Origin of the sequence: Salinisphaera sp. SWV1 (assembly GCF_052044155.1) — a bacterium.
GTDB lineage: Bacteria > Pseudomonadota > Gammaproteobacteria > Nevskiales > Salinisphaeraceae > Salinisphaera.
This window is the reverse complement of the sequence record NZ_JBQDYE010000046.1, coordinates 1-26666: the sequence shown is the minus strand read 5'-3', so window position 1 is coordinate 26666 and position 26666 is coordinate 1. Positions and strand designations below refer to the sequence as shown.

The 26666-nt window shown below is 63.5% G+C and carries 27 protein-coding genes; 12 read left to right on the top strand and 15 right to left on the bottom strand.

Going from position 1 to position 26666, the window contains the following annotated elements; all coding sequences use genetic code 11:
• Positions 1 to 111 precede the first annotated feature (111 nt).
• From ACS8YF_RS17250 to ACS8YF_RS17240, 3 genes are all read right to left on the bottom strand, one after another.
• Positions 112 to 1491, bottom strand: coding sequence for a sensor histidine kinase (locus ACS8YF_RS17250; RefSeq protein WP_440851377.1), 1380 nt, complete (start codon positions 1489 to 1491; stop codon positions 112 to 114).
• Entirely contained in the window at positions 1478 to 2161 is a 684-nt protein-coding gene (locus ACS8YF_RS17245; protein WP_440851376.1) for a winged helix-turn-helix domain-containing protein, read from the bottom strand. The genes ACS8YF_RS17250 and ACS8YF_RS17245 overlap by 14 nt, the downstream gene beginning before the upstream one ends.
• A gap of 76 nt (positions 2162 to 2237) precedes the next feature.
• The gene (locus tag ACS8YF_RS17240; protein WP_440851375.1) at positions 2238 to 2609 is read right to left on the bottom strand and encodes a PepSY domain-containing protein; all 372 of its coding nucleotides are present in this window, start codon (positions 2607 to 2609) and stop codon (positions 2238 to 2240) included.
• Between the two features lie 259 nt (positions 2610 to 2868).
• Between ACS8YF_RS17240 and ACS8YF_RS17235 the strand changes: the two genes are divergently transcribed.
• A complete protein-coding gene (locus tag ACS8YF_RS17235; protein WP_440851374.1) occupies positions 2869 to 3909 on the top strand; it encodes a zinc-dependent alcohol dehydrogenase family protein in 1041 nt (346 codons plus the stop codon).
• Between the two features lie 114 nt (positions 3910 to 4023).
• Here ACS8YF_RS17235 and ACS8YF_RS17230 read toward each other — a convergent pair whose 3' ends face one another.
• Positions 4024 to 4932: a diguanylate cyclase gene (locus ACS8YF_RS17230; protein ID WP_440851373.1), complete on the bottom strand. Its 909-nt coding sequence runs from the start codon at positions 4930 to 4932 to the stop codon at positions 4024 to 4026.
• 562 nt (positions 4933 to 5494) lie between these two features.
• Positions 5495 to 5929, bottom strand: coding sequence for a phosphate-starvation-inducible PsiE family protein (locus ACS8YF_RS17225; protein WP_440851372.1), 435 nt, complete (start codon positions 5927 to 5929; stop codon positions 5495 to 5497).
• Between the two features lie 635 nt (positions 5930 to 6564).
• On the opposite strand from ACS8YF_RS17225, the gene eat reads away from it, so the two are divergent.
• The 4 genes from eat to ACS8YF_RS17205 all read left to right on the top strand — a co-directional run bounded on the left by eat (position 6565) and on the right by ACS8YF_RS17205 (position 10918).
• A complete protein-coding gene (gene eat, locus ACS8YF_RS17220; protein ID WP_440851371.1) occupies positions 6565 to 7932 on the top strand; it encodes an ethanolamine permease in 1368 nt (455 codons plus the stop codon).
• A 4-nt stretch (positions 7933 to 7936) separates the two neighbouring features.
• Entirely contained in the window at positions 7937 to 9325 is a 1389-nt protein-coding gene (locus tag ACS8YF_RS17215; RefSeq protein WP_440851370.1) for an ethanolamine ammonia-lyase subunit EutB, read from the top strand.
• Positions 9322 to 10140, top strand: a complete 819-nt coding sequence (gene eutC / locus ACS8YF_RS17210) for an ethanolamine ammonia-lyase subunit EutC (protein WP_440851369.1) — start codon at positions 9322 to 9324, stop codon at positions 10138 to 10140. Before ACS8YF_RS17215 ends, eutC begins: the two co-directional genes overlap by 4 nt.
• A 502-nt stretch (positions 10141 to 10642) precedes the next feature.
• Positions 10643 to 10918: a hypothetical protein gene (locus tag ACS8YF_RS17205; protein WP_440851368.1), complete on the top strand. Its 276-nt coding sequence runs from the start codon at positions 10643 to 10645 to the stop codon at positions 10916 to 10918.
• Positions 10919 to 11126: 208 nt separating this feature from the next.
• On the opposite strand, the gene ACS8YF_RS17200 is transcribed toward ACS8YF_RS17205, so the two are convergent.
• The 5 genes from ACS8YF_RS17200 to poxB all read right to left on the bottom strand — a co-directional run bounded on the left by ACS8YF_RS17200 (position 11127) and on the right by poxB (position 15653).
• Positions 11127 to 11420: a GIY-YIG nuclease family protein gene (locus tag ACS8YF_RS17200; protein WP_440851378.1), complete on the bottom strand. Its 294-nt coding sequence runs from the start codon at positions 11418 to 11420 to the stop codon at positions 11127 to 11129.
• A 139-nt stretch (positions 11421 to 11559) separates the two neighbouring features.
• Positions 11560 to 12333 carry a DUF1883 domain-containing protein gene (locus ACS8YF_RS17195; RefSeq protein WP_440851367.1) on the bottom strand — a complete coding sequence of 258 codons (774 nt, stop codon included), beginning with the start codon at positions 12331 to 12333 and terminating at the stop codon, positions 11560 to 11562.
• 132 nt (positions 12334 to 12465) lie between these two features.
• Positions 12466 to 13263, bottom strand: a complete 798-nt coding sequence (locus ACS8YF_RS17190) for a hypothetical protein (protein ID WP_440851366.1) — start codon at positions 13261 to 13263, stop codon at positions 12466 to 12468.
• Between the two features lie 81 nt (positions 13264 to 13344).
• Positions 13345 to 13938: a hypothetical protein gene (locus ACS8YF_RS17185; protein ID WP_440851365.1), complete on the bottom strand. Its 594-nt coding sequence runs from the start codon at positions 13936 to 13938 to the stop codon at positions 13345 to 13347.
• Positions 13926 to 15653 (bottom strand): ubiquinone-dependent pyruvate dehydrogenase, encoded by a 1728-nt coding sequence (gene poxB / locus ACS8YF_RS17180; protein WP_440851364.1) that lies wholly within the window; start codon positions 15651 to 15653, stop codon positions 13926 to 13928. Before poxB ends, ACS8YF_RS17185 begins: the two co-directional genes overlap by 13 nt.
• A 140-nt stretch (positions 15654 to 15793) precedes the next feature.
• On the opposite strand from poxB, the gene ACS8YF_RS17175 reads away from it, so the two are divergent.
• The 4 genes from ACS8YF_RS17175 to ACS8YF_RS17160 all read left to right on the top strand — a co-directional run bounded on the left by ACS8YF_RS17175 (position 15794) and on the right by ACS8YF_RS17160 (position 19504).
• Positions 15794 to 16444, top strand: a complete 651-nt coding sequence (locus ACS8YF_RS17175) for a TetR/AcrR family transcriptional regulator (RefSeq protein WP_440851363.1) — start codon at positions 15794 to 15796, stop codon at positions 16442 to 16444.
• Complete coding sequence (locus ACS8YF_RS17170; protein ID WP_440851362.1) at positions 16435 to 17415, top strand: nitrilase-related carbon-nitrogen hydrolase; 981 nt, start codon at positions 16435 to 16437, stop codon at positions 17413 to 17415. The genes ACS8YF_RS17175 and ACS8YF_RS17170 overlap by 10 nt, the downstream gene beginning before the upstream one ends.
• Positions 17412 to 18455: an agmatine deiminase family protein gene (locus ACS8YF_RS17165; protein ID WP_440851361.1), complete on the top strand. Its 1044-nt coding sequence runs from the start codon at positions 17412 to 17414 to the stop codon at positions 18453 to 18455. The genes ACS8YF_RS17170 and ACS8YF_RS17165 overlap by 4 nt, the downstream gene beginning before the upstream one ends.
• Positions 18456 to 18718: 263 nt before the next feature.
• Positions 18719 to 19504, top strand: coding sequence for a formate/nitrite transporter family protein (locus ACS8YF_RS17160; protein ID WP_440851360.1), 786 nt, complete (start codon positions 18719 to 18721; stop codon positions 19502 to 19504).
• Positions 19505 to 19639: 135 nt separating this feature from the next.
• Here ACS8YF_RS17160 and ACS8YF_RS17155 read toward each other — a convergent pair whose 3' ends face one another.
• Together ACS8YF_RS17155 and ACS8YF_RS17150 are read right to left on the bottom strand one after the other, a co-directional pair.
• Positions 19640 to 20170, bottom strand: a complete 531-nt coding sequence (locus ACS8YF_RS17155; protein ID WP_440851359.1) for a DUF4142 domain-containing protein — start codon at positions 20168 to 20170, stop codon at positions 19640 to 19642.
• A 92-nt stretch (positions 20171 to 20262) separates the two neighbouring features.
• Positions 20263 to 20715 (bottom strand): GAF domain-containing protein, encoded by a 453-nt coding sequence (locus ACS8YF_RS17150; RefSeq protein WP_440851358.1) that lies wholly within the window; start codon positions 20713 to 20715, stop codon positions 20263 to 20265.
• Positions 20716 to 20844: 129 nt separating this feature from the next.
• Here ACS8YF_RS17150 and ACS8YF_RS17145 point away from each other — a divergent pair, with 129 nt between their 5' ends.
• From ACS8YF_RS17145 to ACS8YF_RS17135, 3 genes are all read left to right on the top strand, one after another.
• Positions 20845 to 22377 carry a BCCT family transporter gene (locus ACS8YF_RS17145; RefSeq protein WP_440851357.1) on the top strand — a complete coding sequence of 511 codons (1533 nt, stop codon included), beginning with the start codon at positions 20845 to 20847 and terminating at the stop codon, positions 22375 to 22377.
• A 328-nt stretch (positions 22378 to 22705) separates the two neighbouring features.
• Positions 22706 to 23608, top strand: coding sequence for a ketopantoate reductase family protein (locus ACS8YF_RS17140; protein WP_440851356.1), 903 nt, complete (start codon positions 22706 to 22708; stop codon positions 23606 to 23608).
• 209 nt (positions 23609 to 23817) lie between these two features.
• A complete protein-coding gene (locus tag ACS8YF_RS17135; protein WP_440851355.1) occupies positions 23818 to 24210 on the top strand; it encodes a DUF4186 domain-containing protein in 393 nt (130 codons plus the stop codon).
• 191 nt (positions 24211 to 24401) lie between these two features.
• On the opposite strand, the gene ACS8YF_RS17130 is transcribed toward ACS8YF_RS17135, so the two are convergent.
• The 3 genes from ACS8YF_RS17130 to ACS8YF_RS17120 all read right to left on the bottom strand — a co-directional run.
• Positions 24402 to 25220 (bottom strand): carbon-nitrogen hydrolase family protein, encoded by an 819-nt coding sequence (locus ACS8YF_RS17130; protein ID WP_440851354.1) that lies wholly within the window; start codon positions 25218 to 25220, stop codon positions 24402 to 24404.
• A 286-nt stretch (positions 25221 to 25506) separates the two neighbouring features.
• Positions 25507 to 26103 (bottom strand): cupin domain-containing protein, encoded by a 597-nt coding sequence (locus ACS8YF_RS17125; protein WP_440851353.1) that lies wholly within the window; start codon positions 26101 to 26103, stop codon positions 25507 to 25509.
• A gap of 182 nt (positions 26104 to 26285) precedes the next feature.
• The coding region (locus ACS8YF_RS17120; RefSeq protein ID WP_440851352.1) for a hypothetical protein at positions 26286 to 26666 on the bottom strand (381 nt) is incomplete at its 5' end.

Here is a 26666-nt window from a genome sequence, read left to right as displayed (position 1 = left end):
ATCGGTTCGGCTCCTATTCACTCTCCACTGCTGACTATTGTCCCGAGATTTGTCGGGTTTTTCAGCAGCGCCTTAAAAACAGCTGATGAAGTCAGCTGTTTTGATGCCGGATTAATAATCCGCCAACGGCAGACGGAACGAGACAATCAACCCCGGCGCATTATCCTCGAGTCTCAGGACGGCATCGTGGAGATCGACCACCGCCGCGGCCATACTCAAACCCAGACCACTGCCGGGTGTGGTACGGCTCGCTTCGAGCCGGTAGAACCGCTGTGTCACCTTATCGATGGCCTCGGAAGGAATACCGGGCCCGTTGTCGGCAATACAGACCACAGCACTGCCCTGGCTCGTTCGCAGCCGGATATCGATATGGGAGCCGGGCGGCGTATGCGTGATCGCGTTTTCGATCAGATTCGCCAGCGCTTGTGTCACCAGTTCGCGGTCGCCGCGGACGGCCACAGCCGGCTCGATTTCGGCGGCAAGGACATGGCCCGTCTCTTCGGCCACCACGGTGTAGGTCTCTGCGAGCGTATCCGCCAGCGCCGACAGGTCAAAACGCGTGAAGCGTGCGCGCCGGCTGCCGGACTCGATCTGCGCAATACGCAGCAACGCGGAAAACGTCTCGAGAATCTGATCGGTTTGCACAATGGCCCGATCGACGGCGCGCTGGTAATCATCCACCGAATGGGCCTGCACGCGGGCCGTATCCAGCCCCTGACGCAACCGGCCGAGCGGCGTGCGCAGGTCATGCGCGATATCGCTGCTCACCTGGCGCATGCTGTGCATCAGGCGTTCGATCTGATCGAGCATCCGGTTGAGATGCCGTGCCAGATGGTCGAATTCGTCGCCGCGCCCACTGTCGGGCACGCGTTGCGACAGATCGCCGTCGCTGATCCGGCTTGCGACCCGATTGATATTCTCGACGCGGCGCAGCGCCGCCCGCCCCATCAGCGCCCCGCCGGCGGCGCCGAGCAGCAACACGACAAGCAACCCCCAGAGCACGGCATACACCAGGCGCGCCCGTAGTGCGGCCAATTGCCGGGCATCCCGAGCCACCACCAGGACGGCCCCATCGGGCAGCCGGGTGCCATGGCGAATGATGGGCACACGCCCGCTGTCCGGCCGGTCGCGGGCGGCGGAAACGTTATGGATCGGGCGATACGCGTCAGACCAGCCGACAGCCGCCGCTGTTGCGGGAAGATCGCCGGCAAGGCGCGCCCCGTGCGCGACCAGAACATAATGATTGTCGCTGTTCCCCGATTCGAGACGATCGTTGATCGCGTTTTTCAGCTCGGCCAGCCCACCGGCGTCGTATTCCCGGGTCAGGCTATGTGTTTCGTGGGCGATGGTCGCGTGTATCTGGCTTTTCATGTAGCCCGCCGTCTGCCAATACACCACGGCAAACAGGATGACGGCGCTGAAGGTGAACAACCCGGCGTAGGCCAGGCCGTTACGGAAAGCCCGGCTGCGAAACAGGTTAGGCAGCGGCATGGATCGAGTAACCGGCGCCCCGCACCGTGTGCAGCAAGGGTGTTTCAAAACCGCGATCGATCTTGGCGCGCAGGCGGCTGATATGCGTTTCGACAACGCTCGTCCTGGGCTCGAAGTGGAAGTCCCACACGTGTTCGAGCAGCATGGTTCGAGTGACCACCTCGCCGGCGTGGCGCATGAGATATTCGAGCAGGCGGAACTCCCGCGGCTGAAGCTCGATGGGCTGGTTGCCCCGCCACACGCGTCTTTTGACGATATCCATGGTCAGATCGGCAACCTGCAGTATCGTTGCCTCGGTCTGCAAAGGTGGGCGCCGAGCCAGCGCCTGTACCCGCGCGGCCAATTCAGCAAAGGCAAAGGGCTTGGTGAGGTAATCGTCGCCGCCGGCCTCCAGCCCCTCGACTCGATCATCAATACCGCCCATCGTGGTCAGAAACAGCACTGGCGTCTTCAAACCCGCATCGCGCATGGTTTTCACGATGGCCAGACCATCCAGCCGGGGCAGCATGCGATCCACAATCAGCAACGCATAGCCGCTTTCTTCCGTCGCGAAAAACAGGCCTTCGGCGCCATCGCGCGCGATATCGACGGTGTGCCCCAGTTCGCGCAAACCGCGCGCTACATAGTCGGCGGTCTCCGGATCATCTTCAATCAGCAGAATCTTGCGCACGCCGTGGCCTACTCGTTTTCCGTCGGATTGAGGGCGGCAGACGGGGCACGCCCGCCTGCCGACCGCTGGCCCTATCCTAATCGTCTGCGCCGTTTCGGTCCTGATCGTGGTCTTCGGTTTCGCCGGCGTGCGAATTCGACGACTGCTCGTGCTCGCTCCGGGCCTCCTGTGCCTCGGTATGCGCACTTTCGCTACTGTTTTCGAGCACCTTGCCGGAAACGGCATCGATGCCGACCTCGCGAATCCCGTGCCTGGTCTGTACATCGAACGAGTAACGCAAGCCCGAACCGCCGCCTTCCTTTTCCAGCTCGGCGCTCTTGATCGTTCCATGCACCTGGTTCAGCGCCTCGGACCGGGCTTGCTGCATGGTTAACTTGGCGCCATCCGGCGTGCCGGTGCCTGCGTAGGCGGCAGTCGAAATGCCGCCGACGACGGCCAGCGCGGTCATTGCAATCGTAAAAGCTTTAAAACGCATCGTTTTCTCCTGAAGAACATAACAATCCTCGGGACTCGTCGTGGGCCCGAAACCCGCCCTGCGGGTGATCTACAGACTCGCAGGCCCGGGCTTGCGGGGCGTTTGCCGCAACTTTACGAAACCGTAAGAACACGCTCGCGCGCCGCGCATCGCGCGGCCCGGCTCTCGAAGCGCCGGCCGCCCGCCACGCGTATCATCGCTCGGGCAAGCGCCCCAAGCTGGACCCCCTGTCATGAAAGCCGTCGTATTCGAATCGTTCCAGGCGCCGCCGCAGATTCAGCAGGTGCCGACCCCGGAGCCCGAGCCGCATGGCGTGGTTGTCCAGGTTGAGGCCTCCGGGCTCTGCCGCAGCGACTGGCACGCCTGGATGGGCCACGACCCCGACATCACGCTGCCCCATGTCCCGGGCCACGAGCTGGCCGGCACGGTCGTGGCCATGGGCAAGGACGTGTCACGCTGGCAGGCCGGCGACCGGATCACCGTCCCTTTCGTGGGCGGCTGCGGGGCCTGCGACGAGTGCCGGGCGGGCCAGCAACAAGTCTGCCATGATCAATTCCAGCCGGGCTTCACCCACTGGGGCTCATACGCCGAATACACCAGCCTCCACCACGCCGATCTCAACCTGGTCGCCCTCCCCGACGACATGGACTTCGCCACGGCAGCCAGCCTCGGATGCCGCTTCGCCACGGCCTTTCGTGCCGTGGTCGATCAGGGCCGCGTATCCGGCGGCCAATGGGTCACCGTGCATGGCTGCGGCGGCGTCGGCCTGTCCGCGCTCATGATCGCCAACGCGCTCGGCGCGAACGTTGTTGCCGTGGATATCGCCGACGACAAGCTGGAGCTCGCCCGATCCCTCGGCGCCGTAGCAACCATCAACGCCAGCGAATGCGTTGACGTGGTCGACGCGATCACCGGGATCACGCAGGGCGGCGCTCATGTCTCGCTCGACGCCCTCGGGCATCCGGCCACTTGCTTCAATTCCATCATGAGCCTTCGCCGCCGCGGCCGGCACGTCCAGATTGGACTGATGCTGGGCGAACACAGTCGACCGCCCGTCCCCATGGACAGAATCGTGGCGCAGGAAATCGAGCTGCTTGGCAGTCATGGCATGCAGGCACATCGTTACAGCGCCATGCTCGACATGGTAGGCCGCGGCAAGCTCGCGCCGGGCCGGATCATCGGTCAGCGGATTGCGCTGGAAGACGCCTGCGACGCGCTGATGAACATGAACGACTTTGCCGGCGTGGGCGCGACGGTCATTACATCATTCTGATCGTCCGGCCCGTATGGGCCAAACCCGGGATGCCCATCGAAAAACGGACGCTCTCGCGAGCAACCTCAATGCATGGCCATGCATAGCCACGAGCTCGGCCCCGGGATGTCGCGCTCAAGCCGACACCCGGAACAGTTTTTCCGTCCGGCCGCGCACCAGGTCGATCGAATCGCCCATGGCGCGCGCATCGTCGACGAATCGATGCATACTTCGATTACGACCCTCGGCCTTGCAGTGATATAGGCACTCATCGGCACAGGCGATCAGCGTATCCAGCCCCATCACCAGACCGGAAGCCGCTGTGGCTACGCCGATACTGACGGTCACCGTTGCGGCCGTCTCGGATTTTTCGTGCGGCAGGCCCACGAGTTGCAACATCGAGCGCATGGCTTCGGCCAAGCCGACCGCATCCTCGCCACTGACGTTCACCAGCACGACCAGAAACTCTTCACCACCGAAGCGGATAATCACATCGGTATCGCGGCGAAAGGTATCGCGCAGAACATTGGCGATTTCGATCAGGCACGCATCGCCGGCCGGGTGACCATAATAGTCGTTATACGCTTTGAAATGGTCGACATCGATCATCATTGCCGAAATCGAGGCGTGAAGCCGGTGACCCAGTGGCAACAGCGTTTCGAGACGTTGCTCGAGCAGGCGGCGGTTGCCAAGCCCGGTCAACGGATCGTTGAGCGTTTGCTGCAAAAGGTCCTCGTGATGCTGCTCCAGCGTCGCGACGAGGCGATCGATACTGGCTCGAATCCCTTCGATGTCGCTGCGGCGCTCGCATGGGATTTGCGGCGCATCCGCGAGCGAGCGTTCACTTACCTCAGCCACATGATCAGCCAGCTGGCGCAATGGTCGAGCGATACATTGCACAAGCACCACCAGCGCGGTGATGAACGTGACGCCCAGCAACACGATCGCAATTGCATGTCGATTTTGAACGTCGATATTCCGGATCAGCGCCCACGGCCAACCGCGCGCCGGCCGCAGTAACTGCCAGACGCCGCACTCGGCCAACACGAACAGGCCGAGCAGACCCAGAAAAAGCCGCCGCGGGGAGCGGCCCGTGCCCCATGTATGTTGTCGCTCCATCCCCCGCCCCTTTCTCAGGCCGGCGTCGCGCCCCGTCAGGAATTCCGGATGACGCGGTCCGTTCCGGGATTATCGGCCGATGCGGGCCGAGCTTGAACGCAGGCGCGCCGCATTCGCCGGCAACCGCGCGGCCCCCATCGCACGCACCGCCATCACGCGCGAGCACACCGAAGCCCGGCCCAAGGCGAGCTCACGCATCGGCCACCCAGCAACGACGCGCGCCCGTGCTCCGCCTCGTCCGAAGCGAACGATGAACCACGCTCTTCGCCTTTTGCACGACAGCCGCGACAATCCGCGCAGACGCCGATCCACGTGACCCCGAGCGCTCGCATACTGATGAACAGGGCCGATTGCGCGCCGACCGGGGCGCGACGGTGATCACGGCATTGCAATCGTCCGGCCCGGATGGGCCGACAGCCGGCATGAATGGCAAAAGACCCTCAGCCTTCGGCAACGCTGCATCGCCGCCGAAGCGCCGGCAATCCGCTCAGGAATGATCGCGCGGCCTGGGCGGGAAGAACCCGGTAATGCTGCGGGCAATGACCAGCACGATGAGCAACAGGGCGAGTACCAGCAGATGCGAAGTATCGAAGGTCTTGCCGTACAGCGTAACGAGCATATCGCGCAAAATGAACACGGCCGTTACGTCGATCAACATCGACAGTCGAATGCGCCGCACCTTCACATACTGAACGAATGTACTGAACAGCTCGATGATCACGAATACGTCGAGCACGCTCGATACCAGATCGCGAAAGTCGGCGGCATCGAGCTCGGCTGTCTTCATGGTCGGCAACAGCCGGAACAGCCCCGCCGTCACATCGAAAAAGGCAAACCCCAATGTCACCAGCATGACCAATACCAGGCCGATGACCACCACATCGATGGCGACATCGTAGACACGCATGATCACGTCTTTCACGGCATCCTCGAACGTTGGCCGATTTCGCGCGGCAAGCGTACACCCGCCGCTCGACGCGAACCACAACGATGCCAACCGCCCGCCCAACTCACCCAACGGCAAAACCGGCGGCCACGCCCAGGCAGGCGATGAGCTCAGGCCGGCCTCGGCTTACACGATAGGCCGCTCAAACGTCATCGCACGCCGCCGGATCCGAGCGCGGCGGTAGCCGGTAGACCCGATGCTTCGGGGCCATCGTCCCGCAGAGCGGCGGCGCCTATGGACACGCACGGCCGGCTATGGGTCGTTGCCGCCCCTGATCCGGCCGCGCCGCGATCGCCGTTTCTACCGTCCGGACCTATCGGCTGTGGGCTTGCCGACCGGGCTGCGAACAGCTCGGCAATCGCGAACGCCCACTTTGCCTATGGCCACGCGCTTCGCACCGGCTTGGTGCCCTGCCATTCAGCACGCACCGAACGGAAGCATAAACCAACCCATACCCGGCTATGCATCAGGCGTGCAACATTTTTTTTGCTTTATTTTCATTGGCTAACGCACCAATGGCATGGCGTTTGCTTATTTTACCAACGCGGTACGGGCGTTCTGCTCGTCAAGCCAACCCGACACGACATCTTCTGCATCTGCGAGCGTGAGCTATGACTACAGAATCCGGACCTGGTCTGCGCCGAGCATTGGGGTCCTGGCACCTTTGGGGCATTGGGGTCGGGCTGGTCATTTCCGGCGAATATTTTGGCTGGAACTACGGCTGGGGCGAAGCCGGCACGATCGGCTTTCTGATCGCCACCCTGTTGATCACGGCGCTGTACACCACCTTCGTGTTCAGCTTTGCCGAGCTGAGTACAGCGATTCCACACGCGGGCGGCCCGTTTGCCTTTGCGCACCGGGCCCTGGGGCCGTTCGGCGGCCTGATCGCCGGTTACGCCACGCTGGTTGAATTTGTCTTCGCGCCGCCGGCCATCGCCTATGCCCTGGGCGGCTACGTCCATTTCCTGTTTCCGCAGATTCCGGTAATGACCGTCGCCATTGGCGCATATCTCGTTTTCGTGGGCATCAACCTGTTGGGCGTGAAGCAAGCTGCCATCTTCGAACTGTTCGTGACCATCGTGGCGATCTGCGAGCTCATGATCTTCATGGGCGTGGTGGGTCCGCATTTTTCCGCTGATAACTTCATGAGGGATCCGATGCCGAACGGCATCGGCGGCATTTTCGCGGCCATTCCGTTTGCCATCTGGTTCTACCTCGCCATTGAAGGCGTGGCCATGGCCGCCGAAGAGGCCCGCGAACCGAAACGCACCATTCCGCGCGGCTTCATCGCGGCCATCGCCACTCTGGTTGCGCTCGCGCTCGGGGTCATGTTCATTGCCGGCGGCGTGGGCGACTGGCATCAACTGAGCGACAAGGACTATCCGCTGCCCGAGGCCATGGCGATGGCGGTCGGCAAGGACAGCGGCTGGGTCCATATGCTGGTCGGCATCGGCTTGTTCGGCCTGATCGCCTCGTTCCACGGCATCATCATCGGCTACTCGCGCCAGATGTTCGCCCTGGCACGCGCCGGCTATCTGCCGAAGGCGCTGGCCCGGATTCATCCGAAATACCAGACGCCGCACTGGGCACTGATCACCGGCGGGGCTATCGGCATCATTGCCCTATTTTCAGGCAAGACCAATCAGTTGATCACCATGGCCGCCATCGGCGCGGTGGTCATGTACATCGTGAGCATGATCAGTCTGTTCGTCCTGCGGGTGAAGGCGCCGGAACTGCATCGTCCATACAAAGTGCCGTTCTACCCGATCTTCCCCGCGGTCGCTCTCGGCCTCGGCATCCTGAGCCTGGCTGCCATGGTGTATTACAACCTGGCCATCGCGGCTATATTCCTCGTGCTGTTCGCTGTCGCGCTGGTCTATTACCTGGCGACCCGGCGCCAGCGTCAGGGTCAGGGCCTCGAGGTATCCCCGGAGGTCCCGGCCATGGAAGCGGCCCTGGCTCGTGGAGACGTGGACTGACGCCATGGCTTACAGACATGTGATCGACGGGGTCGCGTATCGCTTCGAGGATCTTCGCTGCCTCATGGCGAAAGCCTCGCCGGCCCGTTCCGGGGATATACTGTCAGGTTTGGCGGCCGAATCGGCTGTCGAGCGGGTGGCCGCACAACTGGCCTTGAGCGAGGTTCCGCTCAAGGCTTTTCTCAATGAGGCGCTGATCCCTTACGAGAAAGACGAAGTCACCCGACTGATCATGGACGAGCATGACACGGCGGCCTTCGCGCCGGTCAGCCACTTGACGGTCGGGGCGTTTCGCAACTGGCTGCTGTCCTACGAAGTCGACGCCCCGGCGCTGCGCGCATTGGCCCCGGGCCTGACCCCGGAAATGGTTGCCGCAGTCTCCAAGATCATGGGGCTGCAGGATCTGATCCTGGTCGCCAACAAGTGCGAGGTGATCACTCGCTTTCGCAATACCATCGGGCTGTCGGGGCGGTTATCCACCCGTCTTCAGCCGAATCATCCGACCGACGATGCGCGCGGCGTGGCGGCAAGCACCCTCGACGGCCTGCTCAACGGCAGTGGTGACGCGGTCATCGGCATCAACCCCGCCAGCGACCACCTGCCCACGATGACGCGGTTGCTGCAATTGATCGACGATATTCGCGAGCGTTACGCCATTCCCACCCAATCCTGCGTGTTGACCCATGTCACGACGCAAATCCAGGCGATCGAGCAGGGCGTGCCGATCGATCTGGTGTTCCAGTCCATCGCCGGCACCGAGGCCGCCAACGCGGGCTTCGGCATCACCCTCGGCATTCTGCAAGAAGCGCTGGAAGCCGGCCGCTCACTCAACCGCGGCACGGTGGGCGACAACCTCATGTACTTCGAGACCGGCCAGGGCAGTGCGTTGTCCGCCGACGCGCACCACGACGTGGATCAGCAGACCTGCGAAGCACGAGCCTATGCCGTGGCTCGCAAGTTTGAGCCGCTGCTGGTAAACACCGTGGTCGGCTTCATCGGGCCAGAGTACCTGTACGACGGCAAGCAGATCACCCGCGCCGGACTGGAAGACCACTTCTGCGGCAAGTTGCTCGGACTGCCCATGGGCTGTGACGTCTGCTACACCAACCACGCCGAGGCGGACCAGGACGACATGGACGGCCTGCTGACCCTGCTCGGCACCGCCGGCTGCACTTACATCATGGGTATTCCAGGTGCCGACGACATCATGCTCAACTACCAGAGCACGACCTTTCAGGACGCGCTTTACCTGCGCCAGTTGCTGAACAAGCCGCCGGCACCCGAGTTCGCGCAATGGCTCGATACCATGGAGATATTCGACCCCGCACAACGACTTCGCCACGTCGCACAGGCCCATCCCATGCTGAGTCATCCGATGACCGCCAGCGAATGAGCAACGGCATGACAAATCAACCGATAACCGCTCGGCGCGACCCCTGGGTTTTTCTAAAGCAGTTCACCGATGCGCGCATCGCTCTGGGGCACGCCGGCGGCAGCCTGCCCACCGATGCAGTACTGGAATTCCGCTTGGCGCATGCGCGCGCACGCGACGCCGTGCACCGTCCACTGCATGCCGAAGCACTTTGTGCCCGAATCGCCGAACTGGGCCTGCCGTTTCACCGGGTCCACAGCCGGGCAACGGACCGCGCCGTTTATCTTCAGCGCCCCGATCTTGGCCGGCAACTGAATGAAAATGACCGCACAGCCCTGCACAGTACCCGGACCTCATCCGTCGGCGCACGTGCCGACGTCGCCTTCGTGGTCGGCGACGGTCTATCCGCGCTGGCCGTCGAACACCACGCCGCCGACCTGCTCGCTGTGGTGGTGCCAACACTCCGGCAACAAGGCCTGAACATCGCTCCGGTTGTGATTGCCGAACAGGCGCGCGTCGCACTGGGCGATCAGGTCGGCGCAGCGCTCAACGCCGAACTCCTCGTCATGCTGATCGGAGAGCGCCCCGGGCTCAGCTCACCCGACAGCTTGGGGATTTACCTGACCTGGGCGCCGAAACACGGCCGCATGGACTCCGAACGCAACTGCATCAGCAACGTTCGCCCGGACGGGCTCAGCATTGCCGCTGCCGCACACAACCTGCTTTATCTGATCACCGCCGCGCGCGACAAACGCCTGACCGGCGTGAGGCTGAAAAACGATGCCAGCCCGCTGTCCGGGAACAGCGGGCCCGCCGCACACCTGCCCGCCCCCTGACGGCAAGACCTGTCGATGGGGCGTGCTGCCGGACAGCCCCCATGGCCAGCCGAGATCGGTTGGCTTTTTGCGACGCTTGCTCTTCGTGTAGCGGCGGAATAGCGCCATCGTCCCCGACGAGCCGGTCGATCTCTCTCGGTTTCCCGGTCGCCGAACCGGTCGCTTCGATTTCCACCACACCACGTCCGAGTGTTTTCCAATCCAGAGAGGGTCCCGAGCAGTGCCGGTGAAGGCCTCAGTCAGACAGCCGGCATTTGCGCATTACCAATGGATTCGAACAGCTAGTCTTGCGCAGTATCCAACGGGCGAACGGCGACATTGTCACGCATCGCGCACATGCGATCGGCGTCAGATCCGGTCTTGCTGCGCCCGCACGGAACAATATCTCATGCCGGCCTCCATTCTCCGGTGCGGTTGGGACTTGAATCCACCTCTTAACTTAGCGCCATTCGTAGCGCCATTCCTGTCTGACCCCTTTATTTCCTCCGGCCCGAACGGCTCGATGAACGGCAGCATTTACGTGCCGGAACGCCAGGCGAGCCATCCCCACGCCATCCAGCCGCGCCAGCATGACCGCGGCAAATATCGTCGTTATCGCCGTCGCGAGCGCCGCCGAGGCGCCGGCTCCGGCCGACACTATGGCCACGAATACCGCTCGCGTGGAAGCTATCGGCTCGACGGCAACACGGGCAGAATACAGCCCAACACCGAGCGCCCACTCGACGCCGGGCGCGTCAGTCCGAACCGACGCCGATTACAGAATCGCTTCGGCGACTGACGCCAGCTATAGAACGCGTTGATCCGGTGCGGCTCGGATCGACAGGCGATGTATGACAACGCGCGGTATATCGTCTTCGAGGTAGCCGGCAATGCTTAGACAGGACCTCCTGCCGGACCACGGCCCATCCCCCTTCAGAGTTTGCGAAAGGTTTTGCAAATCATCGTCTCAGGCGAACAATACCGGCACGGCGAGGGTTTCTGATCTATCAGATAAACGTGGTCTGTCCCCTATTTCCCGCTCTCGTTAAAACCGACTTAAAGCCAAACCACGAAAAACGATCCCACTTATCGGCGTGAGCATCACTTAAATGATCCTGAAGGCGTTTGCCCAAACCCTGTTCAGTGGTTAGCCCAGTGTAATAGGGGCCGTGATTGCTATAGAGAATATATATCCCTTGTTGGTACCTGAAATCCGCGAGCCTTATAGTCGGACGATTTTTGCCTTGGCGGCCCAATAGTCTAAAAGAGTCTTTATTGCCGGTGCCCGGGAACCATCCCACTTCGTCGGTACGCCAGAACTGCCCAAAATTTTGAATTGCCAATTTACTTCCCTTTTTTTTACCCAACGCCGAAGCTCAGTTACCGACCGAAGCGCGGCAGTGCTTTGGGCGGTCACCTGCCGCGATTCGTTATACAAACTCAGCTACCTCGGATTAGTTCTGCTATTTCTTTAGCTATTTCCTCGACAGTATGAGTAGCTGTACTTCGCGCAACTTTATCTGCAAGCGATGGACTGAAATCCATGACCTCTTTTTTCGTCACGTTGTGCCAAATTGGCAGCAATACTTGCTCTCCCGATACAGTCCGAGTAACGATTCCATCTAGCTCGTAGTTTGTCCAACCTTTTCCGAAAAAAGATTTAGAAAAAACCACTAGTCCGACTTTACTTTGCGCTAAGCCTTGATCGATCTTTCGCCTAAGGCTGTCTCCAATGCGTAGTTCAAATTCATCATACCAAACTGACAGCCCCTCGTCTCGAAGAGCATTAGCCAAGGGACGGACTATTTCATCTTTATCGTCAGATGCATGAGAGATAAATACATCATGTTCTTTCGTGTCTACCGGATAAGACCCCTCATCCGGCGGGGCGTTGTGCACCAGACTTGGCACCGAAGACAATGGGCGTTCTTTAATTTCGGGTAATGGACTAGGTAATACCCGAACGGACGCGTTCGTTTTTCCCCCAAGCCCTTGCATGTCCACAACAAGATGCCACCGCCCGCTCCGCGGTATTCCTATACGGACTGGAGACTTCGTTGCGCGCCCGCCATGGAAATGGTGCCGCCGGCCATTTCGGTAATTCGAAAAGTTGGCGCTATCTAAAAGACGTACGTTCGCAGAGTTGCCTCGTAAGGTTACTTCGACAATTTCACCTTTACTTCGACTGCCTAGGTCATGATGGATAAATTGCATCTCCTCCCCCAGTGTCTATTCAATAGGTATAACGCCGAAGCTTAGTTGACGCCGGAGCGGCCGAAGGCCGCGGAGGGAACCCGAAGCGCGGCAGCGCTTTGGGCGGTCAACTGCAGCGACTTGTTATGCATATCATTTTAACTTTTGAGCGATTGGCTGCAGACGACTCATAGGGATCTCCCATAGCCGCATTAGGTTATGCAACTCCGCGCCTATACCTTGCGGCTCCATACCGCCTGGGTTGACATCAATAGGGCCTAACGCTGCTGTACCGCCGAAAGAAACAAAACCTTGCGCATATAAGTCGTAACATTCATACACGACTTGGAGCACATCTCGTGTAAAAGCATTGTGGCCATTATAGTCCGACGATCGGAGAGGAAATTGGTTTTGCATCGCGCCAATTCGCAATAAGCAAAGCTGGCGAAACGTAAGCTGCTCGGCAGCTTTTATCAGTTGATGGGCTAAATAAGTATTTAAGGAAGAATCAAACGCAATGCTTGAAAGCAAATGTGCCATATACGGCAGCTTGTCTTCTTCAGCTTCCCGTTGCGCCTTGAGAAGCACGCTTTCAGCTACTTCATCGGCGTCGCTTCTCCCATTGGAGTTCGGCTCAAAGAAACCATCGTTCCTGATAGTCTCACCTGCTTCGATGCGTGCGTGGATGTCCGACGCTACTAACGCTAAAACGCCCCCGACTCGAACCCGCTCTCTCTGGCTAAGGACTCGTTCTGAAATCTCACCGCCAATATATTTCAATGCTGCGGCAGCAGCAGCGCCGCCAGCACCTCCAGTGGCCGCGCCTCCTGGTCCACCGGCTATAAATCCAAGGGCACTACCAATTGCCCCGCCAGATATTTCCGCCCCGGCGTCCACAAGTCTACGAAACCCGGAGACGCGATTTTCTGTTTCTGAGTCGTTCGTTGCCATAAGGTTCTAAAAGCTATATCGCTGGCGCATAACACCAAGTAGGCGAAATATATCTAATACTATATATACCGCCATCCATATCTATATATCTCCAACGATTCGGTCCAGCAGATTGAGGCCGGCGGCCACGCCATAAGCCACAACCCAGGCGCGCTCGGCCGGTTGCCAGCGGCCACCGGCTCGTCTTACTTGCTCACGGAGTTCGCGCTCCTCGTATTCGATTCTCAGAAGGACGGGCTCGTCGGCCGCCCGTTGCATTAGATGCTGTTCGCGGCTATTCGCCGGCCGCCACGGCACCGTTTCCTCGATCAGTTCGACGGTTTTGTGGCGTTGCCCGGTATCGCTGTCGTAGCGGTATCGCACACAAACCAGCCGCTCGCCGTACTTCTGGACCCATTGCTTGGTCCCGTTCTGGCCGGGCTTGAGATGCAGTCGAGTTTCCATCGGCGCCCCCTCGCCTTGGCATGGATCGACGTTATCGCGATTTAGTTGGGCCGTGAAGCCAATCGCAACCCGGTAGAGCGTATGGCGTTCTATCGTCTTGTGAAAACTGAATTTTCCGAAACAGTAAAACGACGCCATTCGGCAATGCGAGGCACGAAATCGCGCGTTGTTAAGCCATTGCGATGCCGGAACCACCGTCTTTGGGCTGAGCGCCGCGATTACCGCCCCCACCAGTTCGTCTTGCCCAGATCCACGACTTCATCCCCGCGCCCGCTCATCACCGCCCGCAGCATGTACAGCGAGAACCCGCGCGCCTGCTTGGCCTCGATCTTCGGCGGCATGGACAGTTCCTGTTTGGCGGTACGTACGTCGACCACCACCGGGCCGTCGTGCTCGAAGGCCTGCTTGAGCGCTTCGTCGAGGTCGGCGGAGGCGGTGACCTGGATGCCGCGGATACCCAGCGATTCAGCGAGCTTGGCGAAGTCCACCCGCGGGATGTTGGTGGTGGAATCGACATAACCGGCCGCCTTCATTTCCATGGCGACGAAGCCAAGGGTCTCGTTGTTGTAGACGATGACCTTCACCGGCAGTTTTTCGGCGGCGAGCGTGATCAGATCGCCCATGAGCATGGTGACGCCGCCGTCGCCGGCCAGGGCCACGACCTGACGCTCCGGGTAGGCGACCTGCCAGCCGAGGGCGGCAGGCACGGCTACGGCCATGGAGCCGTGCATGAAGCTGCCGGTGAGCCGGCGTTCGCGGGTCATGCGGATATAGCGGGCAGCCCAGACGGTGGGCGTGCCGACGTCGGCGGTGAATACGGCATCGTCGTGCGCGAGTGCGGAGACACGGGCGGTGAGGTATTGCGGGTGCAGCGGCGCGTCGCCCTCGCGCGGCGTGGCCAGGTCGTCGAGATTCTCGCGGGCTTTCTTGTAGTGCGACTGGCAGGCGTCCAGGAACTTGGTGCTGGCGTTGTCCTCGAGCTTGGGAATGAGCGCGGCCAGCGTGGGGCCGATATCGCCGACCAGACCCATGGTGAGCGGCGAGCGCCGGCCGAGGTGCGCGCCGCGGATATCGATCTGCACGATATTGCCGTGTTCGGGGAAGAACTCGCGATACGGGAAGTTCGTGCCCAGCATGATGAGCAGATCGCATTCGCGCATGGCGTGGTAGCCGGAGGAGAAACCGATCAGCCCGGTCATGCCGACGTCATAGGGGTTATCGTATTCCAGCGATTGCTTGCCGCGCAGCGCGTGCACGATCGGCGCCTTGAGGCGTTCGGCCAGCGCCAGCACGTCGCTGTGATAGCCCTCGCAGCCATAGCCGCCGAGGATGGTGATCTTCGTCGCGTCATTGATGTGCCCGGCCAGCACGTCCAGCGCCTCGACCGGGGGCACCACGGTCGGGCGCACGGGCGGCTGCCAGCGCAGGGAATGCGGGGGCGCCTCGGACAAGGCCACGTCGCCCGGCAGCACGATCACCGATACGGAGCGATTCACGATCGCGCTGTTCATCGCCGCTTCCAGCACCTGCGGTATCTGGGCCGGGTTGGAGACCAGTTCGCAGTAGTCGCTGCATTCGCGGAAAAGATTCTGCGGGTGGGTCTCCTGGAAGTAACCGAGCCCGATTTCGGAGGACGGGATCTGGGCGGCAATGGCGAGCATCGGCACATGGGCGCGCTGGGCTTCGAACAGGCCGTTGATGAGATGCAGGTTGCCCGGCCCGCAGGAGCCGGCGCACACCGCCAGCCCGCCGTGGGCATCGCCCTCGCCGGCGGCGGCGAGGGCCGCGACTTCCTCGTGGCGTACACCGATCCAGCGGATCGCCTCGCGCTGGCGCAGCGCTTCGGTGAAGCCGTTGAGCGAATCGCCCGGCAAGCCCCAGACATTCTGTACGCCAGCCTGGATGAGCAGGTCGGCAAGCACATCGGCGATTGTGTTCCTGGCCATCAATAAATCCCGTTGGGCGCTGCGCACAAAAGCCGCAGCCTGAATGATTGGCTTCATCCTACACCGATCACCCGGGTCGAATGATAGCCTCGAAAATAATTTGACTGAATATTCAGTCAGGATAATAATCGAGTCTGTAAGTGAGCCGCTCTCGGCTCGAGCAACCGCAGATTCGACGAGTCATGGCCCGCAAGAACGACAGCGACGAAACCCGCACCCGCATCGTGGCGGCCGCCGTGCGCTGCGTGGCGCGGCGCGGTGTGCGCGGGCTGCGCATGGCGGATGTGGGCCGCGAGGCGGGCGTGTCGTCCGGCCTGCTCTATTATCATTTCGCCGATCGCGACGGCCTGCTGGCGGCCACGCTGGCTCATGTGAACGACACCGCCGCGGCCGGGCGTAACCAGGCGAGCGTGAGTGGGCGCGATGCGCTCATCGACAATCTCGTCGACGAAATCGCGGACGAGCCGGACGTACGCGACCACGCCGCCGCCTGGCACGAGATCAACGCCTCGGCCGTGTTCGACGACACCCTGGCCGCGCCCCTGCGCGCCACCACGGCCGACTGGCAACAGCGCATCGCCGACGAACTGGAGCAAACCGCGCCCGAGGGCGCGCCATGCGATCGCGAAGCCGCCGAAGCCCAGGCCGTGATCGCCACCGCGCTGGTGGATGGCTTGTCCCAGCGTTGGCTGACCGGCCGTCTTGCCACCGAGGAGGCGCGCGGCCTGCTGCGCCGTGCCCTGATTCAGCAATTCGGCGGCCCGCCCGCCGGGAGCAATCCATGCAACTGATCGAAAACAACAACCCGCCCGCCTCACTGGCCCGGGCGGAACCGTCGCATCGCGCGCCGCTGCGCGTGGCGCTCATTCAGCACGCCTGGCAGCCCGACCGCGAGGCGCTGATCCAGCATCTGGACGAAGCCATCGGCCGCGCGGCCGAGGCCGGCGCGAAGGCGGTTTTCCTGCCCGAAATCACGCTGCTGCGCTACCCGGCCGATCAACGCGCGACCGGCACCGCCGCCGACGGCGCGGAGGACCTGGAGACCGGGCCGACGATGGCTTTCGCCCGCGCGGCGGCCAGGCGCTACGGCATCGCCGTGCATGCCTCGCTCTACCAGCGCGACGACGGCGCCGATGGACTGGGGCTGAACACGGCGATTCTGGTCTCGCCCGAGGGCGAGCTGATTGGCGCCACCCACAAGCTGCATATTCCGGTCACCGAAGGCTATTTCGAGAACACCTACTTCCGCGAAGGCCCGGCGGACAATCCGTACCCGGTGTATCGCCACGCGGCACTCGGCGATGCGGCCATCGGCCTGCCGACCTGCTGGGATGAGTGGTTCCCGGAAGTCGCGCGGGCGTACTCGCTTGGCGGCGCCGAGATTCTGGCCTACCCCTCGGCGATCGGTTCGGAGCCGGATTTCCCGGATTTCGACACCCAGCCGCTGTGGCGCCACGTGATCGTGGGCAACGGCATCGCCTCCGGCACGTTCATGATCGCGCCCAACCGCATCGGGAATGAAGGCCGCATCACCTTCTACGGCAGCTCGTTCATCTCCGATCCGTACGGCCGGGTGCTGGCGGCCGCACCGCGCGATGCCGAGGCGATTCTGGTCGCCGATCTGGATCTGGACCAACGCCGCGACTGGCTGACGTTATTCCCGTTTCTGGCCACGCGGCGGCCGGATACTTATGGCGCGCTCACGGCGCCGGTCGACCCTGACCGGCCGCTGGGCGGCGCCGACCAGAGCCATCTCAAATGAGCGATGTGATGACCGGCTGGCGCATGCCGGCCGAAACCGTGGCCCAGGAACGGGTGTGGATGGGCTTCCCGCCGGCCGGGCCCACGGCGGGCGAAAGCGCCGAGGCGCTGGACGAGGCCCGTCGCGCCTGGTGCACAGTGGCCCACGCCATCGCCGAATTCCAGCCCGTCACCCTGCTGGTGGACCCGGCCGATGAAACAGTCGCACCGCGTTATGTATCGGCCGCGATCGAACGTGTCACGGTGCCGCTGGACGATGCCTGGCTGCGCGACATCGGGCCGAGCTTCGTGCTCGACGACGACGGCGCGCTGGGTGCGGTGAACTGGCGCTTCAATGGCTGGGGCGAACGCGATTGGGCGCACTGGGGCAAGGACGACCGGGTGGCGGCGGCCATCGCCGAACTCGCCGGCGCGCGTCGCATCGACTCGCGGCTGGTCAACGAAGGCGGCGGCATCGCCGTGGATGGGGCCGGCACGGTACTGCTCACCGATAGCGTCCAGCGCGATCCGCGCCGCAACCCGGGCATCTCGCGGGCCCGGGTGGAAGCTGAAATGGCGCGCACGCTGGGGGCCGACAACCCGATCTGGCTGCCGCGCGGCCTGCATCGCGATGCCGAACAGTTCGGCACCTTCGGGCATGTGGATATCGTCGCAGCGCTCGTCTCGCCGGACTGCGTGGTCGTGCACGACCAGCGCGACGCCTCGCATCCGGATCATGCCATTTGCCGCCAGGCGATGGACGTACTCGCCTGGGCCACGACGGCCGACGGCAAGGCCTGGCGAATCGCCCGGCTGCCGGCGCCGGAAACGCTGTGCGATGCGCATGGTTTCGTCGATTACAGCTACATCAATCATCTGCCGATCAACGGCGCCGTGATCGTGCCCACCTTCAACGACCCGGCGGATGCCGAGGCGGCCGCGATTCTGGCCGAGCTCTACCCGGGCCGGCGTGTCGTGGGCGTGGACGCCCGCGCGATATTCGCCCGCGGCGGCGGCGTGCATTGCATCACGCAGCAACAGCCGCGGCGCGAGCCGATATAGACCGGGGCCGGTGATGGCGCGTGCGGCACGCCATGCGTCCACCGATAGCGCCCGACGACCCGACAATCGGCGCGCCCATTGGCCACCGGGCTGCGTTCTGTCGGATGACGCCTGCGGCTAATCCGACCGACTGGAGCACGGGCGATTCCGAGTTGGCCGTCGTCGTTCGGGGCCTTGCTCTGTCCAGGATAGCGACACGGTCTCGTATGAAACGACCGCAGGCTCTAATCTAGGGCATCGATTGATTATCCCTCATCCTTCTCATGTCCGACCAAAGAAACGTCGAGACCCGGCTGTCTGCCCGGGCGGTCTACCAGGCCGTGCGCTACGACGGCGAGCAGGAAATGGCGCGGCCACTGGGCTCGCTGTGGTGGTCTGGCGTGGCCGCCGGGATCGCCCTGGCGAGCTCGGTCGTGGCCAAGGGCCTGCTGCATATGGAACTGCCGGACACGCCCTGGCGCGCACCCATCGCCGATATCGGCTATTGCGTGGGCTTCGTGCTGGTGGTGCTCGGCCGCATGCAGCTGTTCACGGAAAACACGATCACGGTGGTGCTACCGCTGATGGCCAGGCCGTCCTGGCGCGCCTTGTACTGCACGTCACGGCTATGGAGCGTGGTCTTCGTTGCCAACATGGCGGGGACATTCATCGCGGCCGTGTTCGTGAATATGGCCGGCGTCGATGCGCCGAACCAGTTGCATGCCTTCAACGAGGTCGCCGCCCAGGGGGTGCTGGGCAACGACTGGATTGGCAACATGCTACGCGCGATTCCGGCCGGCTTTTTCGTAGCCGCCATGGTGTGGATGCTGCCCAACGCCCGCGGCTTCGAGATCTGGGTGATCATGCTGCCAACCTATGTCATCGCGCTCGGCGGCTTCGCCCACGTGGTGGTCGGCTCGATGGAGGTGTGGCTGCTGATCCTGGCCGGCCATCTGAGCGTGGTCGACGGGCTGTGGGGCTTTGTCGCCCCGGCACTGCTGGGCAACGTTCTGGGCGGCACCGTGCTGTTCTCGCTGCTCGCCTATGGGCAGGTCCGGCGCGAGATCTAGGGCCTGAGATCAGGATGGGCAGCGGAGGCATCCCTCCGCTGCCCCGATACCGAGCCGGACCACCCGCCGCATGGGCATGGGACCGCGACGACGGCGGACCCGCCCGACAACCGAAACCGAAACCGAAACCGACGATCAGGATTTGGTCGTTACAGCCCGTTGCATGTGCTTGGCCATGGACAGATGATGCGGGATCACCGGCAGGCCACCGGCCGCCAGTTTGCTGATCGCGGCATTGTTGTCGCTGCGCTTTTCGTTTTTGAATAACGCCACGGCCTGCTCGTGCCCTTTCACGTTGAAGCAGGCATAAGCCTTGTTGAACTGGCGGCCCGAAAGCTGGCCGAGTTGCTGGTATTTGTGCTGCAACTTCGGCGGCAGGCCGTCCGGCAGCCTCAGATGCTCCGACTCGGCCGCGCGGGCAAGCCTGTGCTCGAGCGTGGTGTGATCCGACACCATCTTTTTGGCGAACGAGAGAACATCCGGGGTCTCGCTCTTGCGCTGCGCGAGCTTGCCGAGCTTGATCTCAAGCTTGTTGGTGGCCGCTGCCTTGGTGACGAACTGCTGCGCGGTCAGACCCGATGGCGCGGCTCCGGCCACCAGCGGCACAGCCGTCAACGCGACCGTGGCGGATGCGACCGCAAACTTGTGGTAACGACGAATACCCATTGGGGTCTCGACTGTTCAGTGACACCGTCAACCTGGCAAGGCCCGCCAGCCCCGCGGCGGCCACTAACCGCCAACCGGTGGGGCGGGCATGATCAGGCAAGATCGCTTGCGGCCACGAAACGGCGGCAGAGGTTCTCGATAGCGGCCTGGTCGGCGGCATCGAACCGTTGCCTGCGCGGGCTGTCGATATCCAGCACGCCCCACAACCCGTCGCCGACCACAATCGGCACCACAAGCTCGGAACGCGAAGCGACGTCGCAGGCAATGTGTCCGGGAAAGGCGTGCACGTCATCCACGCGCTGCGTCACGCGGGTCCGGGCGGCGCGGCCACACACGCCGCGGTCGAAAGGAATCGGGCTGCACGCCGGCAGGCCCTGGAACGGCCCGAGCACAAGCATGCGCTCGCTACGCTGGAGGTAGAAGCCGACCCAGTTCAGGTCGGCGAACTGCTGACGGATGAACGCCACCGTCTGGGCCGCGTTGGTCAGCCAGTCGCGGGTATCCAGCAGGCTGGCGAGTTGACGTTCAAGCAGATCCGCGCTCATCGAGGACACTCCGAAATAATTCGCGCACGAGCATTGATGATAAGCGCGCTCGCCACAAGTGTTCGCGCCGCAAAACATGCGCCGCATCACGAGAACGGGCACCATGGGCGGTTTTACCCGGTATTCTCCATGACCCATGACCGCCCCGGCGGCCGTATGGACCGGCTCACGCTGAGTCTGTCGGTTGGCTTCGTCGCTGTGTTTCTCGTTGCTTCGCTATTCGATCTTTCCGGCGTATCGGCCGCGATCAGCGCCGGCTTCACCTGGACCGCAAAGACGCTCGGCGCCTACTTCGAATGGCTGCTCCTGGCGACTTTCTTCATCGCGCTGGGCATCGCCGCCAGCCCGGCCGGGCGTGCGCGCATCGGCCGTGTGGAAGAACCCGAGTTCACCACCTTCCAGTGGCTGTCCATCATCATGTGCACACTGCTGGCGGGCGGTGGCGTGTTCTTCGCCGCCGGCGAGCCGGTTTATCATTTTCTCAACACGCCACCCGCGTTCGACACCAACGCCGGCACCGCCGCAGCCGTGCCGACCGCGTTGGCGCAGGCGTTCATGCACTGGGGCTTTCTGGCCTGGGCCATCCTCGGCGCACTCACCGCGGTGGTCCTGGCCCGTGCTCACTACGACCAGGGCCAGCCGCTGCGCCCGCGGGCCCTGCTGTCGGGCGTGTTCGGCCCGCGGGTAATCGCCGGCCCGCTGGGCAGCGTGGTGGACGCGGTCTGCGTGATCTCGGTCGTGGCCGGCACGGTCGGCCCGATCGGCTTTCTGGCCACCCAGGTCGGCTATGGCCTGCATGTGCTGATCGGCACGCCATCCGGCCTCGCGACGCAGCTGACGATCGTGGCCGTGCTGGGTCTGGTGTATGTCACCTCGGCCGTCACCGGGCTGGCGCGCGGCATCCAGTGGTTGAGCCGCTTCAACGTCATTCTCGCGCTGGTCATCGCTGCGGTGATCATCGTGTTCGGCGCTACCAGCTTTCTGATCAACGCCTGGACGGAGGCGATGGGCACCTACATCAGCGCCTTTTTCACCATGGCGACCCAGACACCGCTGACCGCGCCCGCCGGCTGGCTGAAATGGTGGACCATCTTCTTCTTCGCCTGGTTCATCGGCTACGGCCCGCTGATGGCGATTTTCGTGGCGCGTATCTCGCGCGGGCGGACGTTGCGCCAGATGATCGTGTCGGTCGCCGTGCTCGCGCCAATCGCCACCACGATCTGGTTCACCCTGCTCGGTGGCTCGGGCATCCACGGACAAATGACCGGTGCGTTCGATCTCACCCAGCCGCTGTCAGCGTTCAAGTTCGATGTGGCAACGCTCACCGTGGCGCAGTCGCTGCCGGGCGGGCTCGTGATGGCGCTGGCGATTCTGTTGCTCACCTCGATCTTCGTCGCCACCACCGGCGATTCGATGAGCTACGCAATCGCCGTAGTGCATACCGGGGACGAGAACCCGCCCGCCGGTCTGCGGGCGTTCTGGGGCATTCTCATGGCGGCGATGGCGGCCGTGCTGCTGGCCATGGGCCATGGCCAGATCAGTGCGCTGCAGCAGTTCATCGTGATCACCGCCATCCCGGTCTCGCTGGTATTGCTGCCTTCGCTGTGGACCGGCCCGCGGGCCGCGATGGCGATGGCGCGTGACCAGGGCGTGCTGGCATAGCCCGCCCTGCACCCGGCCCCGGCCCCGGCCCCGGCGATCTATGGCGTTCGGCGCCCTGCGATCGCCGGCGGTTCCGTGCGGGCGGGCACCCCGCATCCCCTGGCGGGCCGGCCTCGTGGCGCGGGCGGGCTTGCCGGGCACGACGCCATTGCCCGCGCACCGGAAGCGGCACGGACTTAATCCTGCCTGTTGTTTGCGCTCATTCGCGTGCATTGGCGGACACAATGCCCCAGCTGTTTCGACCCACGGCCCATGCCGGGGGCCGGCAAGCCGCTGCGGCCAGGCCGGGTATCATCCCCGGCAACGCAAGCAACATCCGACTCGCCCCGTGACCGATCCCACCGCGACATTGCTGCCCGACGAATACGCCCGATGGCACGTGGTGGGCGCGGGCCGTATCGGCACGTTGGCGGCGTTTTATCTCCAATCCGCCGGGGCGAAGGTCACGGTCGTTCGGCCGGGCGAGGCGCACCGGCGCCGGGTGCGGCTGGCCTTCGCCGACGCCACGACCCGGGATATTGCACTCGACGTGCGGCCGCCCGCCGACTGCGGCCCCGTTTCGCGTCTGCTGATCGCGTCGAAGACGCCCTATGCCGCTGCCGCGCTGGCACGCGTGAACCTTGTCGAGAACGCCGAGGTCATCCGCCTGCAGAACGGGATCGGCAGCCTGGACGGCCGGCTCGCGCCCGGGCAACGCTTGATCGAGGGCGTCACCGCCAGCGCGGTCATGGCCGCCGACGAGGCCACGCTGCGCGTGGTTGCCGAAAATACGACGACGTTTGGCGGCGGCAACCGGCCGCCCTGGTTCGGCCCACTCGCCGCACACTGGCCGCGGCTGTACTGGGCCGACGACATCCGGCCCGTGCAATGGCGAAAACTGGTGGTCAACGCCGCGCTCAATCCGCTCACCGCGATTCATGACGTACCCAACGGCGCCTTGCTCGAACGCACCGATCTGCAGGCCGATATGCGGGCGCTGATCGACGAGGCCGACGCCCTGCTGGCCCGGCTGGACCCGCGCTGGCCGGGCGACTCCCATGCCGCCGTCGCGGCCGTGGTCCGCGCCACCGCCGCCAACACCTCGTCGATGCGAGCGGATGTCCAGGCGGGCGCAAGCACCGAAATCGATGCCATCAATGGCTGGCTGCTGCATCAGGCGGCGGCACTGGATATGGACCTGCCGACACATCGGCGTATCGTGGGGCGCGTGCGCGCACTCGAACCAGGCTAGCGCCCTGCAACGCTGGTTCACGGCATGGGTTTCGAGCGGGTTTTCGTACCCGGCAACGTGCGTCATACCGGCGGGCGGCCTACCCCTGCCCCGCGGCATGACGCAATCCGCGAACGGCCGTCGTGGCGCGCGTTACGCCCGGAGCCCATGCCAATAGGCTTCCTGGCGCCCAGGCTTTGAATACAGCAAAACACCCGGAACAACGCCCCATGCGCTCTCTGGACTCGCTTTTCGCCGCCCTGGCCCGATCGCGCTTTCGGTCGCGTTTCGAACTGGGGCCGCGCGAGCAGGCCGATCTCGACCGGCACGGCCTCGATGTCATCCGCGCCCATGCCGCCCGCTTCGTCGACGAACGGCTGGCGCCGGCCGAGCCGGCCAACGACGGCAAACAGACGCCCATGCGCAACCACCCGGTCTTCGTCGCCCAGCATGCGACCGCCACATGCTGCCGGCATTGTCTGGCGAAATGGCACGGGATTGCGCCGCATCGGCTCCTGAGCGACGCCGAGCGGCGCTACATCTGCGACGTGATCATGGCCTGGCTGGCCCGCCGGCACGATCCCGCGCGGGCCCAGGCGCCGCGCCAGGCCGAGCTATTCTAGGGCCTGGGATCGGCCCTGTTAATCCGGCATCAACACAGCTGAATTCATCAGCTGTTTTCAACGTCTGCAAAAATAAAAGCCGGCGCCTTTCCGTCTTTTATTTTCAAAGTCTTAGCGGCCGATGGCCGCGGCGAGCATGCGGCCGCATACGCGCGCTATCAACCCGAAAAATCATCTGTTTTTGTGCCGGGTCAATAGCCCACCGGCGGCACCGGACGGCGCAGGGCAAGGTAATCCGGGCGCGTCTCGGTTTCCACTTCCAACGATACATTGGCCAGCACGACCCGGCCTGTATGTGGCGGGCAGGCCGCACGCACCCGGCCCGCGGTATCCGCATGACAGCTTTCGCCGGTAAACAGAAACGTCTCGCCCCGGCCAACCTGATTGACGTAGACATGCGGGCGCCGATTTTCCAGCGCCCGGGCCTGCACGCACAGCCGGTGATCGGGGCCGAAGGGCCGCATGTTGGCGGACACGCTCACCAACAGCTCGGCACCGCCGACCGCAAGCGCCCGGCCGATCTCGGGGAACTCGATATCGAAACAAATCATCAGGCCGACGCGCGCGCCGGCCAGGTCGACGATTTGCAGCGCATTGCCCGGCGTGAAGGCTTCGGCCTCGTCGCCGAACAACTGAATCTTGCGATAACAACCGGCGATCCGCCCGTCGCGATCGATCGCCAGCGCACTATTGGCAATGCCGCCATCCGCGCATCGCTCGGCCAGGCCCATTACGATCGCCGTGGCGTGTCGTTTCGCGGCCGCGCGCAACCGCCCGACCCGCGTCCCCTCCAGCGTTTCGGCCAATGCCTCGGCCTGCATGGTGGTATAGCCGCAGAGAAACAACTCCGGCCACACCATCAAGTCCGCTTGCTCGTACTCGGCCAGCACGGCTTCGACGGTCGCCAGGTTGGTATCGGGCTCACCGACCACCGGGCGCAACTGGGCCAGGGCGACATCAAGACGGGGCGTACCTTCCATCAGCGACACATCCATGTTCGGGGCGCGCATGCCCGCAGCGATTCACGAGGATCGCCCGGGGCCGCGCAGCCGGAATAACCTGTCCGACAATACGCGCATCTCTGTGCTCTGTGCATCCCGAATCGGCCGCAACGCGGCCGCGGAACACCAGACAACGATCCGCACCGCAGCCCGCGTCATCACCGAGTGACAACACCCGACGGCGGGAACACGGCCGACGCGCCATCCGGCGCTACAGGGCTTGACTGACACGGCTCGGGGCCGCCATGCGGCATTGCTCGACTTGCCTGGCCGATTGCGGGCGCCAACACCGCGCCTAGAACGTCGGCGGAGTCGCCGCACTGACGACCACGCACGGCTCGGCAAACGGATTGCGCATCCGATGGGGGCGCCGGCTGTCGAAGTAATAGGCGTCCCCGGGCTCGAGCACGGTGATCTGGTCGTCGACCGTCAGTTCGAGCCGGCCCATGACCACCACACCGCCCTCTTCAGAACTGCGCCTTTCATCGTAGCCGTGACCGTAAAGCGATTCGCCAGTATCCGCCCCGGGGGCATAGCGTTCGTGCAGTATCATCATGGCGAAGCCGGCAAGATTTCGCCCCACCTGGCGATAGGACAGCCGCTGACCGTCCGCCAGCTCGACCAGCTCATCGGCACGATAGATCACCGGCGCACAAGCCGGCAGCGGGTCGGAAAAGAATGCGCTCAACGTCGTTTCGAGCGCATCGAGCACGGACTTGAGCAAGCTGATCGACGGACTGTGCCGCCCCCGTTCGATGAGCGATATGGATACATGGCTGATGCCGCTGCGACGCGCCACCTCCCGGATCGACAAACCGCGACTCCGGCGAAGCTGTTTCAGTCGTTCGCCGGCAGCCAGCTGGGCCGCAATATCCGCCAATACCTGCTCCAATCATTTCCCCCAGCCGCAGAAGATATCGCCGCATGTTGCATAAATGAACCCCGTGCAACGTTGCATGACGCAAAAGAACTGCATTGCACAGCGCCGGGCAATACCACGTGTATCTTTTGGCGGACACAGGGCTTTCGTGATCGCCGTGCGCTTGCGCCTATCGGGGCGATGGGCCTCGGCCCTCACCCGGCATGGCTTGCAGCCGATAACACATGCCCGCCGCAATGCCACGGTCGCAAAAACGTTGCAATGTGTGCGTGCAGCGGATGACCGAGCGAGCACAGCCGACGCGCGCGGACGGCGGCCAGGCCGGCCAGCGTTGGTGTCGGCGCCAGGCGCCCCCGTTCGGCCTCGCGCTGCGAGGCCGTCGAACCTGGCTTGTTGTCTGTCGCAGGTTCGAATGGGCTTCGTTTAAGCATAAAAAAAACCCGCACATCTGGCGGGTTTTCTATGCCTGGTGCGCCCGGCAGGATGACTCGACGCTGGCGCGTCTCGCCCTTCGGGCCCGTGTCGCTACGCGACCCGGTTCGAGCGCGCTCGCGCGCACTCGTCGAACCTGGCTT